Origin of the sequence: Aquisalimonas sp. APHAB1-3 (genome assembly GCF_048323695.1) — a bacterium.
Lineage (GTDB): Bacteria > Pseudomonadota > Gammaproteobacteria > Nitrococcales > Aquisalimonadaceae > Aquisalimonas.
Window position 1 is genome coordinate 17,166 of the sequence record NZ_JBLWFT010000017.1, and the last position, 18,313, is coordinate 35,478.

20 protein-coding genes and 1 pseudogene are annotated in these 18,313 nt (G+C 63.3%); 6 read left to right on the forward strand and 15 right to left on the reverse strand.

Annotated features, from left to right (window positions below):
• Positions 1-12 precede the first annotated feature (12 nt).
• On the forward strand, positions 13-513 hold the full coding sequence (locus ACNSTU_RS16220) for a phasin family protein (protein WP_418212686.1): 501 nt from the start codon (positions 13-15) through the stop codon (positions 511-513).
• 125 nt (positions 514-638) lie between these two features.
• Here ACNSTU_RS16220 and ACNSTU_RS16225 read toward each other — a convergent pair whose 3' ends face one another.
• The 7 genes from ACNSTU_RS16225 to ACNSTU_RS16255 form a co-directional block, all read right to left on the reverse strand.
• Positions 639-881, reverse strand: coding sequence for a hypothetical protein (locus ACNSTU_RS16225; RefSeq protein ID WP_418212687.1), 243 nt, complete (start codon positions 879-881; stop codon positions 639-641).
• Positions 882-893: 12 nt separating this feature from the next.
• Complete coding sequence (tnpC, locus tag ACNSTU_RS16230) at positions 894-2,474, reverse strand: IS66 family transposase (protein WP_418212688.1); 1,581 nt, start codon at positions 2,472-2,474, stop codon at positions 894-896.
• A 38-nt stretch (positions 2,475-2,512) separates the two neighbouring features.
• On the reverse strand, positions 2,513-2,860 hold the full coding sequence (tnpB, locus tag ACNSTU_RS16235; RefSeq protein ID WP_418212689.1) for an IS66 family insertion sequence element accessory protein TnpB: 348 nt from the start codon (positions 2,858-2,860) through the stop codon (positions 2,513-2,515).
• Positions 2,857-3,255: an IS66-like element accessory protein TnpA gene (tnpA, locus tag ACNSTU_RS16240; protein WP_418212690.1), complete on the reverse strand. Its 399-nt coding sequence runs from the start codon at positions 3,253-3,255 to the stop codon at positions 2,857-2,859. Before tnpA ends, tnpB begins: the two co-directional genes overlap by 4 nt.
• Positions 3,256-3,446: 191 nt before the next feature.
• Positions 3,447-4,715: an IS701 family transposase gene (locus tag ACNSTU_RS16245; RefSeq protein ID WP_418212691.1), complete on the reverse strand. Its 1,269-nt coding sequence runs from the start codon at positions 4,713-4,715 to the stop codon at positions 3,447-3,449.
• 703 nt (positions 4,716-5,418) lie between these two features.
• A complete protein-coding gene (locus ACNSTU_RS16250; RefSeq protein ID WP_418212692.1) occupies positions 5,419-5,973 on the reverse strand; it encodes a twin-arginine translocation signal domain-containing protein in 555 nt (184 codons plus the stop codon).
• A 49-nt stretch (positions 5,974-6,022) separates the two neighbouring features.
• Positions 6,023-6,616 carry a TetR/AcrR family transcriptional regulator gene (locus ACNSTU_RS16255; protein ID WP_418212693.1) on the reverse strand — a complete coding sequence of 198 codons (594 nt, stop codon included), beginning with the start codon at positions 6,614-6,616 and terminating at the stop codon, positions 6,023-6,025.
• Positions 6,617-6,807: 191 nt separating this feature from the next.
• Here ACNSTU_RS16255 and ACNSTU_RS16260 point away from each other — a divergent pair, with 191 nt between their 5' ends.
• A complete protein-coding gene (locus ACNSTU_RS16260) occupies positions 6,808-6,921 on the forward strand; it encodes an H-NS family nucleoid-associated regulatory protein (RefSeq protein WP_418212716.1) in 114 nt (37 codons plus the stop codon).
• 270 nt (positions 6,922-7,191) lie between these two features.
• On the opposite strand, the gene ACNSTU_RS16265 is transcribed toward ACNSTU_RS16260, so the two are convergent.
• Positions 7,192-7,926: a lysophospholipid acyltransferase family protein gene (locus tag ACNSTU_RS16265; RefSeq protein WP_418212694.1), complete on the reverse strand. Its 735-nt coding sequence runs from the start codon at positions 7,924-7,926 to the stop codon at positions 7,192-7,194.
• Between the two features lie 586 nt (positions 7,927-8,512).
• Between ACNSTU_RS16265 and rpoH the strand changes: the two genes are divergently transcribed.
• A complete protein-coding gene (rpoH, locus tag ACNSTU_RS16270) occupies positions 8,513-9,427 on the forward strand; it encodes an RNA polymerase sigma factor RpoH (RefSeq protein WP_418212695.1) in 915 nt (304 codons plus the stop codon).
• A gap of 238 nt (positions 9,428-9,665) precedes the next feature.
• On the opposite strand, the gene ACNSTU_RS16275 is transcribed toward rpoH, so the two are convergent.
• From ACNSTU_RS16275 to ACNSTU_RS16285, 3 genes and pseudogenes are all read right to left on the reverse strand, one after another.
• The gene (locus ACNSTU_RS16275; RefSeq protein WP_418212696.1) at positions 9,666-10,037 is read right to left on the reverse strand and encodes a hypothetical protein; all 372 of its coding nucleotides are present in this window, start codon (positions 10,035-10,037) and stop codon (positions 9,666-9,668) included.
• Positions 10,038-10,233: 196 nt separating this feature from the next.
• Positions 10,234-10,587, reverse strand: coding sequence for a hypothetical protein (locus tag ACNSTU_RS16280; RefSeq protein ID WP_418212697.1), 354 nt, complete (start codon positions 10,585-10,587; stop codon positions 10,234-10,236).
• Between the two features lie 249 nt (positions 10,588-10,836).
• A pseudogene (locus tag ACNSTU_RS16285) lies at positions 10,837-11,330 on the reverse strand (hypothetical protein).
• A gap of 183 nt (positions 11,331-11,513) precedes the next feature.
• Between ACNSTU_RS16285 and ACNSTU_RS16290 the strand changes: the two are divergent.
• Both ACNSTU_RS16290 and ACNSTU_RS16295 read left to right on the forward strand, forming a co-directional pair.
• Positions 11,514-12,479: a zinc-binding metallopeptidase family protein gene (locus ACNSTU_RS16290; protein ID WP_418212698.1), complete on the forward strand. Its 966-nt coding sequence runs from the start codon at positions 11,514-11,516 to the stop codon at positions 12,477-12,479.
• Between the two features lie 415 nt (positions 12,480-12,894).
• Positions 12,895-13,098 (forward strand): hypothetical protein, encoded by a 204-nt coding sequence (locus ACNSTU_RS16295; protein WP_418212699.1) that lies wholly within the window; start codon positions 12,895-12,897, stop codon positions 13,096-13,098.
• A gap of 477 nt (positions 13,099-13,575) precedes the next feature.
• On the opposite strand, the gene ACNSTU_RS16300 is transcribed toward ACNSTU_RS16295, so the two are convergent.
• A complete protein-coding gene (locus tag ACNSTU_RS16300) occupies positions 13,576-14,073 on the reverse strand; it encodes a phasin family protein (protein WP_418212700.1) in 498 nt (165 codons plus the stop codon).
• A gap of 237 nt (positions 14,074-14,310) precedes the next feature.
• Between ACNSTU_RS16300 and ACNSTU_RS16305 the strand changes: the two genes are divergently transcribed.
• Positions 14,311-14,829, forward strand: coding sequence for a transposase (locus ACNSTU_RS16305; protein WP_418212701.1), 519 nt, complete (start codon positions 14,311-14,313; stop codon positions 14,827-14,829).
• Between the two features lie 324 nt (positions 14,830-15,153).
• Here ACNSTU_RS16305 and ACNSTU_RS16310 read toward each other — a convergent pair whose 3' ends face one another.
• The 3 genes from ACNSTU_RS16310 to ACNSTU_RS16320 all read right to left on the reverse strand — a co-directional run bounded on the left by ACNSTU_RS16310 (position 15,154) and on the right by ACNSTU_RS16320 (position 18,146).
• On the reverse strand, positions 15,154-15,696 hold the full coding sequence (locus ACNSTU_RS16310; protein WP_418212702.1) for a phosphatase: 543 nt from the start codon (positions 15,694-15,696) through the stop codon (positions 15,154-15,156).
• A gap of 361 nt (positions 15,697-16,057) precedes the next feature.
• Positions 16,058-17,317 (reverse strand): ComEA family DNA-binding protein, encoded by a 1,260-nt coding sequence (locus tag ACNSTU_RS16315; protein WP_418212703.1) that lies wholly within the window; start codon positions 17,315-17,317, stop codon positions 16,058-16,060.
• Between the two features lie 34 nt (positions 17,318-17,351).
• Positions 17,352-18,146: an ADP-ribosylglycohydrolase family protein gene (locus tag ACNSTU_RS16320; protein ID WP_418212704.1), complete on the reverse strand. Its 795-nt coding sequence runs from the start codon at positions 18,144-18,146 to the stop codon at positions 17,352-17,354.
• Positions 18,147-18,313 lie beyond the last annotated feature (167 nt).

Below are 18,313 nucleotides of genomic sequence, written 5' to 3' on the forward strand. Positions count from 1 at the left end.
AGGATGTATATGATGAGCAACGAACCCGTTAACCAGATGCAGACCCAGATCGAGAACACCGTCGCTCGCCCGGCGCGCAACTACGCGAGCTCTATGCTGGATCACTTCGAGCAGCTCGCGAACCTGCAGTTTGAAGCCGCCAAGGCCTATGCCGAGACCAGCATGCAGCAGGCCCGCGCCGCGCTGGAAGTGAGAGATTCGTCGGACGTCCGCGCCTACATGGAAAACCAGCAGAAGGTTGCCAAGGAGATGAACGAGCGCATCAAGGGCGACATGGAAAAGCTCGTGTCCCTGAACCAGGCCTTCGCCCAGAACGCGCAGAGCGTCACGCGGGACAGCGCCGAGAAGGCGTCCAAGGCTGTGCAGGCAGACTCCGAGAAGGACACCCAGGACAGTGTCCAAAAGGACCCCAAGGCTGCGCAGGAAGGTTCCAAGAACGACACTCAGGACAACACTCAGAAGGAGTCCAAGGCCGCGAAGGAAAGCAGCAAGAAGGACACTCAGGCCGTTTAGCCAAGAACCACTAAGCGCTGAGCCGGCGCTTTGTTGCAAAAAGACCGCCACTCCGGATTCGTCCGGGTGGCGGTCTTTTGTAAGCGTCCGCCGAGCACCGTCTTGTCGCCGGGCCTCGGCGATGCTTACGCGTTGATCTCGTCGGTGAACTCGCCGTGCTCGATTGCGGTGGCGACCGCCGCGTCGAGCCGCAGCAGGACGTCGGCGAGGGACTCGTCCGGACGGCGGCGGAGCATCGCGAGGGCGTTATGGGGGTCGCTGGCGACGGCCACTTGGCCGACCGGATGCAGGTAGCCGATGTTGATGTCGCCATCGTCGGCAAGCAGCGCGTCGATGTTCGGCAGATCAAGATCGGTGATGTGTGCCATGGAGTCCCCTGCTCAGGCGGCCGCGGCCTGGGACTGCGGATCACCGAGGGTGATGCTCCAGGGCAGCAACTCGTCGATGCGGTTGATCGGGTGCGTGCCGATGCGCTCGAGCACGGCCCGGAGGTAGGCGTAGGGATCGACGCCGTTCAACCGGGCGGTGCCGATGAGGCTGTAGATCAGGGCCGCACTGTCCCCGCCCCGGTCGGAGCCGGCGAAGAGGTAGTTCTTGCGGCCCAGCGCCACGGTGCGAAGCGCCCGCTCGGCAGCGTTGTTGTCGATCTCCACCCGGCCGTCATCCCGGTAGCGCGTTAGCGCCGTCCACCGCTCAAGCGCATAGCGCACCGCCACCGCGAAGGTCGACTTCGCAGAGACGCGCTGGAGCTTGTCGGTGAACCAGGTGTGCAGATCGTCGAGCGCGGGCCCCGCCCGGGCCTGGCGCTCAGCGCGGCGAACATCCGGCGGCTTGCCCCGGAGGTCGGCCTCGATGGCGTAGAGCGCGCCGATGCGCTCCAGCGCCTCACGGGCGAGCGGCGAGCCGTTGCCCTGGTCGATATCGTGGAACTTGCGCCGCACGTGCGCCCAGCAGGCCGCCTCCTGGACACGGCCGGTGTCGTACAGTGGCCGGAAGCCGGCATAGCCGTCGGCCTGGAGCACACCGGTGAACTCCCGCAGGTGGCGCTGCGGATGCAGCCCCTTGCGATCCGGTGAGTAGCGGAACACCACCGCCGGCGGCATCTCGCCGTCCGCGGCGCGCTCGTCGCGCACGTATGTCCATAGCCGGGCGGTGCGGGTCTGCCCGCGGCCTGGGGCGAGCAAGGGCACCGGCGTGTCATCGGCGTGGACCGTGGCGCCGGCGAGGATGTGGCGCTGGAGCGCCTCGCCGAGAGGCGCGAGCAGCGCACTGCTCGCGCCGACCCAGTCGGCGAGCGTGGAGCGCGTGAGATGCACGCCCTCGCGGGCATAGATCGCCGACTGACGATACAGCGGCAGATGATCCGCGTACTTGGCCACCAGCACCTGGGCAAGGAGCCCCGGGCCGGCGAGTCCGCGCTCGATGGGCCGTTCGGCAGCCGGTGCCTGGTTGATCGTCCCGCACTGCCCGCACCGGTGCTTGGGGCGGATGTGGCGGATGACCTTGAACGACGCCGGGACGTACTCCAGCACCTCGCTGACGTCCTCACCGAGATAGGTCAGCGCACCACCACAGTCCGGGCACGTGCAGGCAGCGGCGTGGCGGTGGTCTTCGCGGGGGATGTCTTCCGGCAACGCCTGGCGTGCCGGACGGGGACTCGATGAGGACTGCGAGGATGACGATGGCTGGGGCTGCCGGGCAGCCTCCTCGGCCTGCACGCTCTCCATCTCCTCGATGGTGAGCTCGAGCTGGGCGATCTGCGCATCCAGCCGCTCCGAGGAGCGGCCGAACTGCTTGCGCTTGAGTCGGGCGAGTTCGAGCTTGAGCTTCTCCAGCTCGCAGTCACGGTGGTGGAGCTGGCTGCGCAGCTCCGCCGACTCCGCACGGCTGGCTGCCAGTTCCGCCCGCAGGGCGGCGACATCCTCGGGCGGCTCCGGGGTGTTGGCGGGCGTCGTCAGCATGCGCGGATTATACCGACGACCGCCCCGCGGGGCATCTCTCAGGCGGCGTGTTGCGGGTCGAACGTGCGCTGGGGCGTACGCCAGTCGATGCCCTCGAGCAGCATCGCCAACTGCGCCGTGGTGAGATGAACCGCACCGTGTTCAAAGCGTGGCCACACGAACCGGCCACGCTCCAGGCGCTTGGCGTACAGGCACAGTCCCTGGCCGTCCCACCACAGCACCTTGATGCGGTCCCCGCGTCGGCCTCGAAAGACGAAGATCTGCCCCGAGAACGGATCCTTGCTCAACCGGTGCGCGACCATCGCCGCGAGCCCGTCGAAGCCCTTGCGCATGTCCGTGACACCAGCGACCAGATAGATGCGCGTGCCGGTCGGTGGCGCCATCATCGGCTCAGGACCTCCAGGGCCACGCGCAGTGCCGCACCGTCGGCGTCGCCGCGCACAACTACCCGATGGCCGCCGCTCAAGGTAATCTCCAGCTCCCCATTACCTGACCTTGGGGAACGCTTCGGCTCGGTAGCCGCAGCGACAGCCGTGTCGGCCACGTGGATGGGCACAAGTGCCGCCGCGCTCGTGCCCGTCGTCTCCTCCAGCAGGCCTTCACGATAGAGCTTGCGCCACTTGAAGAGCTGGTTGGCGTTGACGTCGTGGCGGCGGGCGACCACCGATACTGAGGCGCCCTCGGCGAGCGTCTCCTCGACCACCCGCCGCTTGTAGCCGAGCGTGAAACGCCGGCGCCTGTCGCCGCCAGCGGCCCGAGTGTGTTCCTCGTTAGTGTCCACTTCGCCTCCAGGTGGACACCTACCCGGTGCCCACTTCACCCATGGAGACGCGATCATCGGCAATCACCGATACGACAGGAAGGCGGTGCTCACCGGACGCTTACGGTCTTTTTGCGTGAGCGGGTGCCTTTTAGTATTACTTTGTTATTTATGGCCCATCACGAGCCCGAGACGCCTCAATGACGACTTGCTCAAACAAGGCCTCCAGCACACGGCGCCGCAGGGCGGTGATGCTCGTGCGTGTCCGTGGGGGGAAAACCCCCGGGGCCGGGGGCTGCCTGCGGCGAGGCAGCCTCATCGGGTGGCGCATCATGGAAAGGCCCATAAGCGCGCTGCAGGGCGAGGTAGCTGTGCGCGAGCATGACCAGCGCCACATGCCGGTGCAGTCCCGGCCAGCGGCGGCCCTCGTAGTCGTCGAGCCCAAGCTCGCCCTTGGCATCCTGGTAGAAGCGCTCGATCGCCCAGCGGACGTGAATGAGTGCCACAAGCTCGGGCAGACGCATGGCGTCGAGACCCCAGGCGTAGTAGTACTTCACGTCGCCCCGATGCCCTGGGCAGGGGCGCTCGCCGATGAGCACGCCGCGACTGGGCAGATGCTTGCCACGCCCTCCGCTGCGATGGACAGGGATGGACACGAACTCCCGGGTCAGCGCCCCTTTATGGCCCTGACGCCAGGCCACCCGGCGCCAGGCGCGCTCCGGCTGGGCGGCCACCAGCGCCTCGGCGCTTTGTTTCTCGACACGCTCTTCGAGCCGGCTTGCCTTGCGGGGCCGCCCCCGGCCCTGCCGGGGCGGAGGCGGTGGGTCGCCGGGGTCGGCGGCAACCTGCACGGCATCCCGGAAGTGCACTCGCCGCGCCACAGCCACCGCATACGGCTGGTCACGCTGCTCAAGCCCGTCGAGAAACGCCCCCTGATCGCCGTAGCCCGCATCAGCCACCACCGCGCCGACCGCCAGGCCCGCCTCGCGGGCCCGGTCGAACAGATCCAGCGCGATCTCGCCCTTGGTCTGAAAACCCGTCCCGGGCGGCACCTGCGCCTTGGCGAGCCGCTGCGGATCGTCGCACCAGCGCCGGGGCAGATACAGCCGGGCATTGACCGGCCAGTCGAAGGCGCGGTCGACATAGTGGCTGCTCACCAGCACCTGGCAGTTATCCACGCGCCCGAGCGTGCCCGAGTACTGCCGGTCGACGCCCACCGAGGCGTCGCCCTTCTTCGGCAGACCCGTGTCATCAAAGATCAACGCCCCGGCCCCGGTGCGCGCATGGGCGCTCATGTGCGCGATCCGTATCCGGTCCATGGCCGCGACATCCCACTGCGTGCGCGTGAGCAGCTCTTGGAGCCGCTGGCCGTTGGTCCCCGGCAACGCCTCACCCATGGCCGTGGCGGTCTTGTGCGGGATGTTCGCCAGAAGCCCCGTCGTGTAGCGCTCCAGCGCATGCCGACTTTCGGCACGCCGCACCAGCGCACCGAACGGCTCCAGGAACGCCTCCCATGTGGCCCCAGAGATTTCCCACTGCGCTGATCGACAGCGGACGCGGCTCCCAGGTACCGTACTTATCGATCCAGGCAATCCAGTCAGCCTCGTACCAGCCAAAGGTGGTGAACGGCGAAACGCTACAGTAATAGCTTCTGGCACGGTAGCGTTCTCGTTTCTCTTCTCGGGTCAAAGGTTGTGTGCCGAGTACGTCACCCATGCTTTGCCCACTTGTTCAGCGTCGTACGGTAGGCACGGTAGTCGACGACGACACCGGTACGGGAGTCATCCCTGGTTGAAGCTGGTGTCGCGGGCGGGTCTGTTGTCGTTGCGGAGTCAAAAGCAGACCAAGCGGATGCGAAAGCAGACCAATAAGCGCACCAAAAATCAAAGGGTGTAGTCATGGGAGACCTCCTTAGACTCCTCTCACCTATACCACGGGTTTAATGGACAGCACCGTTCGGTTCCGTACGTATCTATATGTTGAGCCGCTGGATTTTCTTCACAGCAAGAGCGAGCACGGCGGATAGGGAGGCAGTGCGTCTAGCCGGAAGACGGGGGGTGTAGTGGGGTGTGGGATATCGTTGTTACAGCAGCCGGTCGGATAGCTGTTGCTCAGGCCATTGATGCGGGATAAATATACAACACTTACCTGCCTGCCGAGAGCTGGGTGGAGCTAGGTACATAATCAGGTGACCTCATCGGGCAAGGCTCGCTGCGCCTCATACGGGCCACGGTTGGTGTGGCGGTGCGGGATCGCCGCATGGAGGGGACTGTCCTGGGCGGGATTGTCCGTCAGGGTGATGCGCGCCACGCGCTGGCGCTGCGGCTGCTCCTCGATCGGCCTCAGTTGCCCTGCGGCGAGCTCAAGCCTTGGTTCGTAGCCGTTCGCCCGGGCAGCCAGCAGTATGTTCTCCAGCGCGCACCCAAGGCCCAGGTGCATCTCCCGCAGATAGGGATCGAACGATCCCAGATTGCGATCACAGTCGGCGTAGAGTTCGACCGTATTCCCCTCCACATGGAAAACCCACGGCTGGGTGTTGTGCGGATTGGCTGCCAGGATGCCGGCGCGTACCAACTCGAGCGGGCTCCGTTCCCCGGGCTTGTGCCAGTCGTGCCAAGGCTCGTAGGCCGAGCCTTGCGCGGCCCGGAAAACACCCTGATCGCCGGCCCGCCACACCGTCCCGCCGGCGGCGACAACGGTGATCGCTGCCGCCCCTTGCAGAAAACGTCGACGCTTCATCGCAGTGTCCCCTCGATACCACCCGAGGGGTGGCGTTGTTACAATTCACTTAGGCGCGACAGGCGAACCGAATCGCTTGGCGAATCCGCTCCCAGCCCGCCTCTGAGCGAAGGTCCACACCACCGAATGCCGGGCTCTTGCGCGCCCGGATCATCAGATACTGAAAGCCGGCGACCATAAGGTTCGCGAGGGCGAGCACATCGTCTGGGTGCTCCCGCGCATCAGGAAACACCCGGGCAATCACATCGCGCCCCCACTGTTCACGGATGTTGGCCAGGGTGCGGGTGAGCGCGTTGTCCGCCACCGCCTCCCAGGCGAGGATCTCAATGGTCTGCGGCCGGTTGCGCAGCGCCTCGAGTAGCGCGAGTACGACGTGCTCCACGCGCTGCTCCGGGGGCAACCTACGCACCGCGTCGATATCGCTCCCCAGGACCTCGTCAACTGTCGGCCAGAAGTCCGCGCCTTCCCCGTAGGCCCGCAACAGGTTGGGCAGGCCGTCGAAGTAACGGTAGATCAGTACTTTGTCCACGCCGGCGGCCCGGGCCACGGCGTTGACACCAAGCCCCCCGAAGCCGTCCCGGGCAAGAATCTGCCCGACGGCCTGAATCAATCGCTGCTCCGAGTATTCGCGGTCCCGCCCCACTGATGCTCTCCCGTAAATCCAACATGTCACTACACGGTGACTTATAGGTCGCCATGCGGTGACATGCAACCCCACTGGCGTAATTCAGACACACCGCCCGCTTCCCTGGTGATGCATGCAACGCTCTGTATGGCTTGGAGATTGACGACGTCGTCCGCCAGCCCGCCAAAGCGACAACAGCGGGTGCGCCGTTGCGTGATCCGGAGACGGGCAAGACCTGGTCAGGCCGTGGCCGCAAGCCGGCCTGGCTCAAAGCGCACGAGCAGGCGGGGCGCTCGCTGGAGGAGTTTCGGGTGGCAAGCTGATTCCATCCAACATTCGGAAGACGCCTCCTCTGGCGATTTTCGGCGGAGGCGTGAGCGGTTGTTTCCAGGTGCGTCTTCGCCTTCTCGCCAGGGTCGCCCAATCTCCCATGCATTCCTGCGGCAGCGTGGGTCCTCGTGCCGTCAGGCACTCACCGACCCTTGCCGGCCCTTCCGTGAGTGCTGATCCTATGGCCGCTTTCTTTAGGGGCCCCGTGGCTCTGCCCAAACCAACGCGGACGAGCTGGGAGTGTTATTCATTCCGAAGGTTAGTCATGTCCCCCGGCGCGGTCGCGCATTGCCGACATCGACCAGCTCCCCCGCGATCCAGTCCCGCACCAGCCGACTGACCTCGGCCGGGCTGCGTTGTGTCGTCGCAATGGGGGGACCGATCCGAACCGTAATCAGACCCGGCCGCTTTCGCCAGTCCTGGGTCGGCCAGCAGTAGCCCGAATCGACGGCTACTGGCACCACCGGCACGCCGTTGGCGCAGGCGAGCCGCGCCCCGCCTTGCAGGAACCGACCCAGCTCACCGTGACGCACCCGCATCCCCTCCGGGAAGATCACCACCCAGCGCCCGGCTCGGATGCGCGTGGACCCGTGCTCCTCAACCTCGCGCATCGCTTCCCGGGGGGACTGTTCGCCGACGCTGATCTCCTCCAGTGCCTTTAGCGCCATGCCATAGAATGGCAGCCGGAACAGCTCACGCTTGACGACCCATGACAGCCGTGTCGGGAAAATCGTCCGATAGGCAATGGTCTCCCAAGCCGATTGGTGATTCGACATCACCACGGCCGGCCCCGGCGGCAGATGCTCCAGCCCGATGACGCGATAGCGCACACCGCAGCAGACCCGCAACCACAGCAGGTTTGCCCGGCACCACAGGCGCGCCGTATCCTCGCGCACGCCATAGGGTAAACGCCAGAAGGCGAAGATCAGCAGAGCGAAGGGCGGTGTGATTGCGAAGAACCCCGCGAAAAACAGCGCAGATCGCAAAGCTGAGACCATCCAGACCGTTACTCCTTGTCAAAGCCCTGCCCCCAGTGTGGCAGACTCGCGATGGAGAACCGCCTGCGCCCTTCCGTTGCCGAGCGCTCACGCCTGCCCTCGTGCGCCCGGGGTTGCGCTGTCGTGGCTCAGCAACCCAGAGCGCTGCGACCGTCCCCTTCGCCACTCAACGAACCACACCATGACATCCCCAGTAGTCGTCCAGTGAGCGCCTGCGGCGATAGGGTGTATCGGCCTGCCGACGGGGCCCGAGATCCTATTGCGATGGTAGAGTTGGAACGGGGGATCGCGAACGCCCTTTGCGGACCTTCGACCTACGGCTGGAAACATCTGCTTTCGTCGGATTAAGCACTCTCAGAAACGCTAAACCTCTTGTCGCCATTGAAATCGGCCGAAGGTCGCAACAGGTCGGGAACTGCTTCACGGAACACCACGTGGTCGCTAGCGTACAGACATCATTGATGTATCAGGAATAGTCTTGAGCTTTGTCACAAGCGCTATAAAGAAATGCGTCTTCAGAACGTTTCTAAAACGCATTGTCGGCAGAATTTCCCACGCAGGATGAAGGACCCAAAGGATGTACGCGATGAGCAAGGAACCCGTTAAGGTGACTCTGCACAACATGCCGCTGCGCGCTGGCAGCGAAGAGGCCTATATACAGGCGGTCAAGCAGATTCCTGTTCTCAGCGCCGAGCAGGAGAACGAGCTGGCGGTGGAGTATCGCGACCACCAGAGCATCGATGCCGCTCGGCAGCTGGTACTGTCGCATCTGCGCTTCGTCGTCCACATCGCCCGCGGCTACAACGGCTACGGCCTGCCGCTGGCGGACCTGATCCAGGAAGGCAACATCGGCCTGATGAAGGCGGTGAAACGCTTCGATCCGGACGTCAAGGTGCGCCTGGTGTCCTTCGCCGTGCACTGGATCCGTGCCGAGATACACGAATACGTCCTGCGCAACTGGCGCATCGTCAAGGTGGCCACAACCAAGGCCCAGCGCAAGCTGTTCTTCAACCTGCGCAGCTCCAAGAAGCGCCTGGGGTGGCTGACCCACGAGGAAGTACAGAATGTTGCCAGTGATCTCGGCGTCAAGCCCGAGACGGTGCTGGAGATGGAGTCGCGCCTGAGCGGTCAGGACACGGCGTTCGATCCGCAGCCGGACGCGGACAACGACGACGAGTACATCACCCGTTCGCCGGCGCAGTACCTGAGCGACAGCCGCATGGATCCCGCCGCCCAGATCGAGGCGGATGACTGGGACGAGCACCAGGTGGATTCCCTGCACGAAGCAGTGGAGCGCCTGGACGATCGTAGCCGCGACATCGTCGAGCGGCGCTGGTTGGCAGAGCGTAAGACCACGCTGCAGGCCCTGGCCACAAAGTACGGCGTGTCCGCCGAGCGAGTCCGTCAACTGGAAAAGAACGCCATGAACACGCTCAAGGCGTCCTTGGCGCCGGCGCGCTTGCCCACGTCTGCGGGCATTATGGTTCCCCGGTTCGCGTGAAAATGGGAAAACATACGCCCTTGCCGTGGTGCAACGCACCGGGCTCTGCCGCGCCTAGCAGTCTGTCGGATTTTTGGCCGCGCACTGGGAGACAGTGTTTGTCTTCCAGTGCGACAGGAAAGTTGCCAGAGCCGTTTCGCCCCCGTGGAACGCCAGACCGAATACTTCCTGCCGCCTCACACGTGCAGAAACGGATGAGTCGAGCCCACGCCCCAGCGATGATTCCGTCACTGGATTACTACTGATCAGTATCGATTTCGAGTTCAGGATACGCGGCTCGAAAACGTCTTTCAGCATCGCGCAACAGCAGTCCCCCCTCGGCCACCTCGCTGTTGCCCTCATCAATCAGCGCCGCACCCTTACGAAGACTCTCTTGGGCCTCCTTGACCATTTTTTCCCCATTCAGGATTTTCCGATTGCCGGAATCGACCAGTTTCTGGCCATCATCCCAATCCGACGCGATCTCGGACTGATTATCGGCCAGGGCGCGTTCGTCGGAGGCGTGCCCGCGCATCCGGTCAGCAGCGGTCGGGGGCTGCGTTGTACACCCGGCAAGCGTCACCAGGGCGACAGCAACGGCCAGACGGCGGGCAATACTGACGTGATTCATGGTTGCATTACTTCGTCGGCGATATGAATCGATAATGCCGCATACCGGCGTGCACTTGTATGGAGATGCGGCACTCATGATGAAGGCGGTTCCCGGAAATGTTCAGCCCGATGAACCATATCCTTCATTTGTTCCGCCGCTTTGATGGTGAGCGGGTGTTGGGTAAAGCCTATTCGCGGAGAGATAGATGCGGCACTCATGATGAAGGCGGTTCCCGGAAATGTTCAGCCCGATGAACCATATCCTTCATTTGTTCCGCCGCTTTGATGGTGAGCGGGTGTTGGGTAAAGCCTATTCGCGGAGAGATATAGGTCGCCATTTCCCGGGCAACTTCGAGTTGTCGATCGGACCCTGCAGCGAGCAGCGATATGATCAGGTTCTCCAGTGCGATCACACGAACCCGCAGATGCACCATTTCGGCGTTCGTCATTTCGTGGGTGTCAGCTTGTGTGTTGTCTGGAAGCGCGCCACCCTCGTTGTCCCATCTCGAAAGAGCCTTCTGGGATTGCAAGAATTCTTCTTCCGTTGTGGTCAATATTGAAATAGCCATCTGCGTAACACTCGTGCCAATATGCTTATCTGGAAACCATTAGTTTATCTCCGAAACCGAATAGCGTATGTCCGGCAACGTACACGCGAAAGCCTCTCTGGCAGCTTCCCAAAGGTCATGATCGAGTCAGCACCACCATCAAAACCTTACTCATACGCTTCAGACACAATGGGGAGACACGAGGATCTGCGTCCCGCCGGCTTGGAACCCGTGGGACGCATAATTCTTCTCCGTCAGCGTTGCTGTCGCTCAGAAGTTGTAACCCAGGGCCACCGAGTAGGCCCATGCTCCGTCGTCCTGAAACGCATCGGACGCATCACTGGTGCTGCTGAAGAAGAACTGGTAATCAACCCGGGCGAGGAAAAAGGTTTTCGTCCGCACGTAGTACTTCAAGCCCAGCTCCAGCCCACCGAAGCCGCTGTCCTTGACGCCGTCGCCGTGGATGCCGCCCAGGCTGGCGCCGAGGAACGGCCGGGCACGATCGAGGTTGAACTGATAGTTGAGGTAACCAGGGTTGTGCCGTTCCAGAAATCGTCCGTGATGTCTTCGCCTTCGATGCTGGCGTAATTAACGCTTTGCCGGATACCGGCAACGACGTTGTTCCGCAGATACCAGCCCAGGTCGCCGGTCACGCCGAAGCTGCCGCTATCGAAACTCTGGTCGCTACTGCCGGTACCGGAGATGGAGAATTCCCGATCACCCTCTTCCGGGCCGAAACTCGTGGACTGCGCGGACGCTGCCATGGGCAGTGCACCGAGGAGGCGGATTCGGTGCCGGGCCGCTCGGGCGTCTGTGCGCAGGCGCACTGAGGAAAAGCCTCGGAGTCACGGACTATTACGATTGATTCGACCCGTGGCTGGCAGAAGAGAACCATCCGACGCTAGCTCCACAGTTGTTGATCCATTGCGCTTCCGGAGCTCCGCCCTATGCGCGTTTTCGCTAATCCCGTCGGCTCAGGGTCGCTCTGGTTCGATAACCTAGCCACGGCCGACGGCACCCCGGTTGCCTACGATCCGCAGGCACGGACCTTCCTGCCCATGCCGCCCTTCTGCGTCAATCGCGAGCGTATCGGCTGCAACTGGATCGCCCCTGAACAGGGCGCCTTCTGCCGGTCCTGCGCCATGACCGCACTGGCCCCGGACCCCTCGGCGCCCGACGCCATTCCCAATTGGGCGCAGACGGAAGCCGCCAAGCGCTGGGTGCTGGACAATCTCGGGCGCTGGCAATGGTTCCGGCCCGAAGATTCGGGGGCACCCCCCGTTTTCCACATGCTCGCGGAGGGCCCCACGCCCGTACTCATGGGCCACGTCGAGGGGATTGTGACCATCAGCGTGGCCGAGGCGGACCCGGTGCTGCGCACCACCCGCCGCGAGGCGCTGGACGAGCCCTACCGCACCATGGTCGGCCATATGCGCCACGAGATCGCGCACATGCTGTGGTGGCGGCTCAGCCTACGTGCTGACTTTCTCGACGCCTTCCGCAGCGTGTTCGGTGACGAACGGGCCGACTACGCCGCCGCGCTCCAGCATTACTATCTTTACGGGCCGCCGCTCGACTGGAGGCAACATTTCATGACCTCCTATGCGTCTGCCCACCCGCATGAGGACTGGGCCGAGACCGCTGCGCACCTGCTGCACCTGACGGACATTGCCGACAGCTTCGTCGCCGCCGGCCTGTCCACGCCGCAACTGCCCGTCAGCGGCTGGGACCCCTACGCGGAATCGGATCCCGACCGCCTGATCCAAGTGGCAGCCTCCATCGCCGTCGGCGTCAATAACGTCAACCGCGCTATGGGTCTGGAAGACCTCTACCCCTTCGCCCTGTCGGACGCGTCGCGCCGCAAGCTGGCCTTCGTGCACGACTGGCTCCGCCGGGGCGCCCAAGGGCGCTAAAGAACCTCGTGAGCACCTCGGGCGTCACCACCGCACTCCACTAAGTGCTATCACCAGCACTTCGGCTCGTTGCCGTCGGAAGAATGGGGTCTCCGACGGGAGCGTCTGATCTTCGGAGCGACCAAGACAGCGTTCTCGATCACAGACGATACCGCGGCTGGCCCTGGCAGCCCCAGCGTACCGACACTCTGCGCATGAGAGCCGACACTGACGCTCGGCCTGTGTTTCGAATTGATCGCCGCGGATGTAACCAGATGATCCGATTTGCTTGGGAAGGCTATTGATCAGGTGCGGGACCGCACGGACAAAGCGTTCGCTCATCCCCATGCTCGAATGGCATTTCCTAATGCCGGGAACTGCGCTCTAGACCCAAGAGGGTCCGGCAGACTGCCGTCATGCAGCGGGGAATCAATCAATGAGCCACGAAACGACCAAAAGCCATGACCTGAACCAGCGGCAGGTGGCAAAAGAACTGCGCGAGCGCAACGAGAGCGGTGTCGACACGCTCGTGTTCCTTAAGCGGCCTGCCGCCCAGAACGGGGAAAAGAACACACGGCATGGTGAAACTGATGTCGACCACCCTGAGCGGCCAATGGCACCGATTATGGCCGGTTGGTGATGGTTGCCACGAGGCCGCCGATTTCGGGCATGTGCGCGTGATGGACTAACCACTCGACGGCTGTCACAGCCACCATGTTCTGCGGGGACACGTCGTCCCAGGTTCAGGAGGCTCGTTGGGTGTTGTTGCGGCAAGCACCCGCCTTGGTAGCGAAGATCGAAGCGTTCGAGCAGTGCCGAGATCTCGGCTTCGCTGCACCTGATGTCGCAGGAGTAGTCATCGAGAGGACCCGCAAGCGGTCTTTGTCGAGCGTGCACAGCGCTCGTAGACGCTCCTTTGCCATTCGCTATTGATGGACGAGTGCAGAGACGGTTTGGTAGCGCACATGTGGAGTCCCATCCCGCGCTACACGGGGACAACGCCCCGGAGCATGAAGGCACACCGATCCCGATTCCGATAACTCTACAGATGCAAACGTCCCGTCACCGAGGTGACGAGATCGGGCCACACGGGAAGAATCACGAAACTGATAGCAGTTCAAAGCCGCCCTCCGGACGAACTCGGAATGGCGGCCTCTCTACGATAAAGCGGCGGCGCGTTACTTATTGACTCTTTGCCTCGGCCTGAGCCTCCTTCTTGGTGACTTTCTCCGCACCCTGAGTCGCCTTGTTCGTGCCTTCCTCTGCGGACTTGGACATCTCGCGGGCACTTGTCCTGCGTGAGCTTCTGCGCGTTCTGGACAAAGGCTTGGTTCAGAGAAGTGGCCTTCTCGGTGTCACCCTTGACGCGCTCGCTCAGGTCCTTGGCAACCTTCTGCTGGTACTCGACATAGCCTTGAAGGTCGGCCGAGTCCTTCACTTCCAGTGCCGCCCGGGCCTGCTGGATGCTGGTTTCAGCGCAGGCCTTCGCGGTCTCGAGTTGCAGACTGGTTAGCTGCTCGAAGTGATCCAGCACCAGGCTGGCATAGGTGCGCGCAGGTCCGGCGGCGGTTTTCTCAATCTGGCTCTGCATCTGGTTAACGGTTTCGTTGCTCATCGTTGTTTCTCCTCTGTCAAACGGCAGGCTGCCGGACCCTCTTGAGTCTAGAGCGTTGGTCCTGAAAAAATCGCAACCCGCTGATGCAGCGTAGGTTGTGGTGTTTCTCGGCATTCTGAAGCGGCGTTCCAGGAACCGCTGCACCGGGCAAACAGGCTGCTCAGCCAGACCCGCAAGAGCAAGAACAAGCTGCTGTCCTGGCACGCCCCGGAGGTCGAGGTCATCGGCAGGGGCAAGGTGGCCAAGCCCTGGGAGTTCGGCGTGAAGGTCTCCGTTGCTGTCACGAACAAGGAGAGCTTTGTCGTTGGCTGCCGCTCCATGCCGAACAACCCATTCGACGGCCACACCTTGGCCGAAACCTTGGAGCAGACCGAGATCCTGAGGGGTGTGGCACCGAAGCGCTGCTATGCGGATCGTGGTTACAAGGGCGCGGCGATCCCCGGCGTCCAGATCTTCCGCTCTGGCCAGAAGCGTGGTGTGAACACCCGAACGCTGAAGAGGGAGCTCAAACGCCGCAGTGCCGTCGAGGCGGTGATCGGACACATGAAAACCGATGGCCGAATGGACCGCTGCCGGCTGAAAGGCGCTCTGGGTGATGCGCTCAATGCCGTGCTGGTGGCTGCCGGACACAACATCCGGTTACTGCTCCGGGCCATGGCCATCCTTTTGCGCGAATTGCTCCGCCGGCTCCTGGCGATGATCGGTGCCGGAATCCAGGATCAGGACTTCGATCCCTCAATGCGGGCCGTCGCGTGACGGGTTATTCAGGACGGACTAGAGCGCAGTTCCCGGCTGGAGGAAATGCCATCTGAGCATGGGGCGAGGCGAACGCTTTGTCAGTGCGGTCGCGCACCCGATCAATAGCCCTCCCAAGCAATTCCGGTCATGAAGTTGCAGAACGCCTGCACGTATCCAATTCACCCGTGCCAGGCCAAGGGAGACATGGAATAGAGAAGCGCATCGCGAAAGCGGACATCCGCGTGAGTTGGGTTACCGGCGGCTTCGGGTCGTGACTGGCCGTTCAGTCCAGGGACATAAGGCCAGGTGAGGCGAGGCCCGCCCACGCTGTGATGGGGGCGCTTAGGACTGCGTTCTTCGAGCCGTCGCCGTAAGACGGTTCGCCACCTCTGGGCAGGTATTGATCTGGTCGATCACGCTTTGGTGATCGAGAAGCCCCTGCACATAGGCTTCCTGTTCGGCGGTTCTGACCGCGCCGGGCCTGACTTTTCGCACCGTTGCAAGGGCAGTTTCAGGCGGGACGCCGGACTCGACGAGTAGGCGGCATGTCGCAACGCCCGTGCGGCCGCGCCCGCGGAGCCCTTGAACGACCACCATCTCGCCCGCGGCAAGGCGTTTGTGCAGGAGCAAGGGAGCGAGCCCGGACCAGTAGAGCTCCCACAGATCGTCGGGGGTCTGCCCGGCCTGAATGGGCGCATGAAGCCATCCGTGCCTCCCGAATAGGGCCTTCGCTCGACTGCTCAGGTCGTTTGCTTGCTGATCCTTGAGCTCGTGTGCCTCCGCGACCGTAACCAGGCACGTTGCGCCGCTGTCGCGGAGGTGGGCGAGGCCGCGGTCAATCCCTTCGTTGCTGGTATCACCCGTCACCAGCGGATACCCGGTCATCGCGATCCGTCCTCCGTCGGGCGTTCTCACCACCCCTGGCTCGGCGGGTGACGGGAACAGCCCCTCATTAGCGTCTGTTTTTCGACAGGGCATGGTCGTCACTCCTCAGCGTATGGACGTCCAGTGTATTGACTGGTACGACACATCGTGTCGCTTTGGAATAACGCCTCGCGAGTAAGGAAAACGAGCCGCTGGAAACACCTCTGGCAACGTCGGAACAGGGATGGAACACCCTGGGAACACCGTACGATCGTGACGAAAGCCCGCATCTTCGTGTCATGGGCGATACTGAGTTCCGCTACATATGGAACACATGGAGCACCCGCTCTGCTGCACCCTCACCCAGACGCGCCGGCGTCGGTCAATGCGTCGAGCAGTACACCCCGTACGCTCGAATGTCTTCCAGACGGCTCGGCCCGATTCCGTCGACGGCGCATAGCTCCGCGACGTCCCTGAGGGGGCGCATGGTGATGATCTGCTGGGCCCGCTCCGGTCCGACATGCGGCAGTGCCTGCAGTGCGCCTAAGGAAGCGGAGTTGAGATCGATTACCGGCGCGTCTTCGGGGTTGCTGGTGGAGTCGCCACCTTCCTCGGGGTGCGTTGGGGCTTCATCATCGGGCGCGGCTTCGACCCGAAGGCCCGCAAAGTCGGCGAAGACCTCCACCATGTCCTGCTGCAGACGGGTGCGATGGCCGTCCATCAGGGTGAGTTCGTCGAGCTCGTAGAGTAGGGCGGCGAGCGCCTCAGTGGGCATCGTTTGCGCGAGAGAGTTTGCTGTGCCGGCGATGGCGAGGAGTGGCCAGATTGCAGGCGCCTCGGCCTGTCTGCGTTGTCGCTCCAGGGCACCCATGGCATGCGGCAGTCGTCCCATGGCGTCTTGCAGCCGGGGGAAGTCCCCGCCGGCTGCGCCCAGGCGTTGCTGTAGTGCGGAGGTGACAGTGCTAGGGTCTTGTCCGCGCCCCCAGGCGCAATAGGCCACAACCAATGCGGCCTTGAGACCGCTCTCGTCGGCGGCGGGACGATGCTCATCGCGCTCGAAACCGGGAACCTGCCGTGCCAGCTGGCGGTTGCGAAGGCGGCGGCGTATACCGTTGAGAATATGCGGGGTGGTGAGACTGATTCGATAGAGCTCGGCTGCCACCGTCGTGGTGATCCGTGCGAACCCCATGAGCAGCCAGACCATTGCCTTGACCGCCATCCCTGCAGCGGCAAAGGCCATGTAGACCAGCTGCAGCTGCGCAGCCGTTCTCCCCCGGACTTGCACGCCGGCGATGCGAGCGGAGGAGCGGTTGGGTTTGATCCAGTTGAACGACCCAAGCCGGTTGCGGGTGGAGATGGTTGCTCCTGTTTTGGAGACGTTCAGGCGGGTGGGGCCCTGGCCGTACCGGCCTTTCAATACGAACCGGCCGTTCTGCAAGGCAAGCTGCGTGTTGTTCAGTGGCGTAGCGGACACGCGCACGCCGCGGCGTGTATTGCCGGTGAGGCTCACGCCCGCGGCTTTCGCTTGCGCTCGTAGCGCCACGCCCCCGGTTTGGCTTGCCCGCAGATAGCGGCCGCGGTGCTCAATCCGCCGCTGCCGGCCGTATTCGTCTGTGCTGCCCAGGTTGAAGAAGCGCCGCATAGTGTCATCCCAATGCGTTGCCCGTGGAGCCGCGTCACACGACCGATACCCCGGCTGACTCTCCCATGCGGGTGGTTTTGTAGAAGCGCTCAATTAATGCCCACTGGTGCGTTTCCAGGCGATGCTTCACCGCCGCCTTGATCCAGTCCGGCACGCCGAATCGGGCCTCGCTGATCCCGCCTGCGATACAAGCGAGGGTATCGGTGTCGGCGTCCAGCGTGATGCAAATGGCCATCGCTTCCTCGAAGCTCGTCGCATCACAGGCGATGCGGATCGCTGGTGGCACCGTGCCCTGGCAGATCTCGTTGTAGCGTGAGGTGCGTTGGATGACGGGCACAGGCTCATCCAGTGGGTAGCCATGATCAGTGCGGATCGCATGCAGGATGGCGTCGCCGGAGGTGCCATTGCGGGCGAGGAAGATAGCGTGAGCCGTTGCCTGGGCACCGCGGATGCCCTCGGGGTGATCGTGTGTGACGACGGCGGAGCGCCGGGCTTCCGCGAGAGCCTGGTCCAGCGTGGGCGCATGAAAGCCGATTGGGCTAACGCGCATGGCTGAGCCATTACCGAAGCTGTTGTAAGGCCCCATCTCCGGGTTGTCTCCCCATTGCTTGAAGCGAAGCCCCCACGACTGCTCCCGGTTTGCCTGATAGGCCTCCCGATACGCCTTGGCGTAATCGATGCCGTCGAGCAGGCAACGGACGGTTGCAAGCGTGAGCACCGTGTCATCGGTGTAATGGCTGTGCGTCTGGATAAGGGGAGTCCCGGGAACGGCCGGTGGCCCGAACTCGTGAATGGATCCGATGATGTCGCCAGCGATGGCTCCGAGCATAGTGGTCTCCTGTCCGTCGGCGCGCAGTATTGCATTGCCGTGCGACGCGTCGTGTCGTGACGTAACGGGTTCGGGGGCGGGTGTGGTTGCCCGAGCGGTTCGCGTTCACCATAATAGTGTATATATATACAGTTTTCTGGTGAATCATGATCGAGAACGCGGCGTAC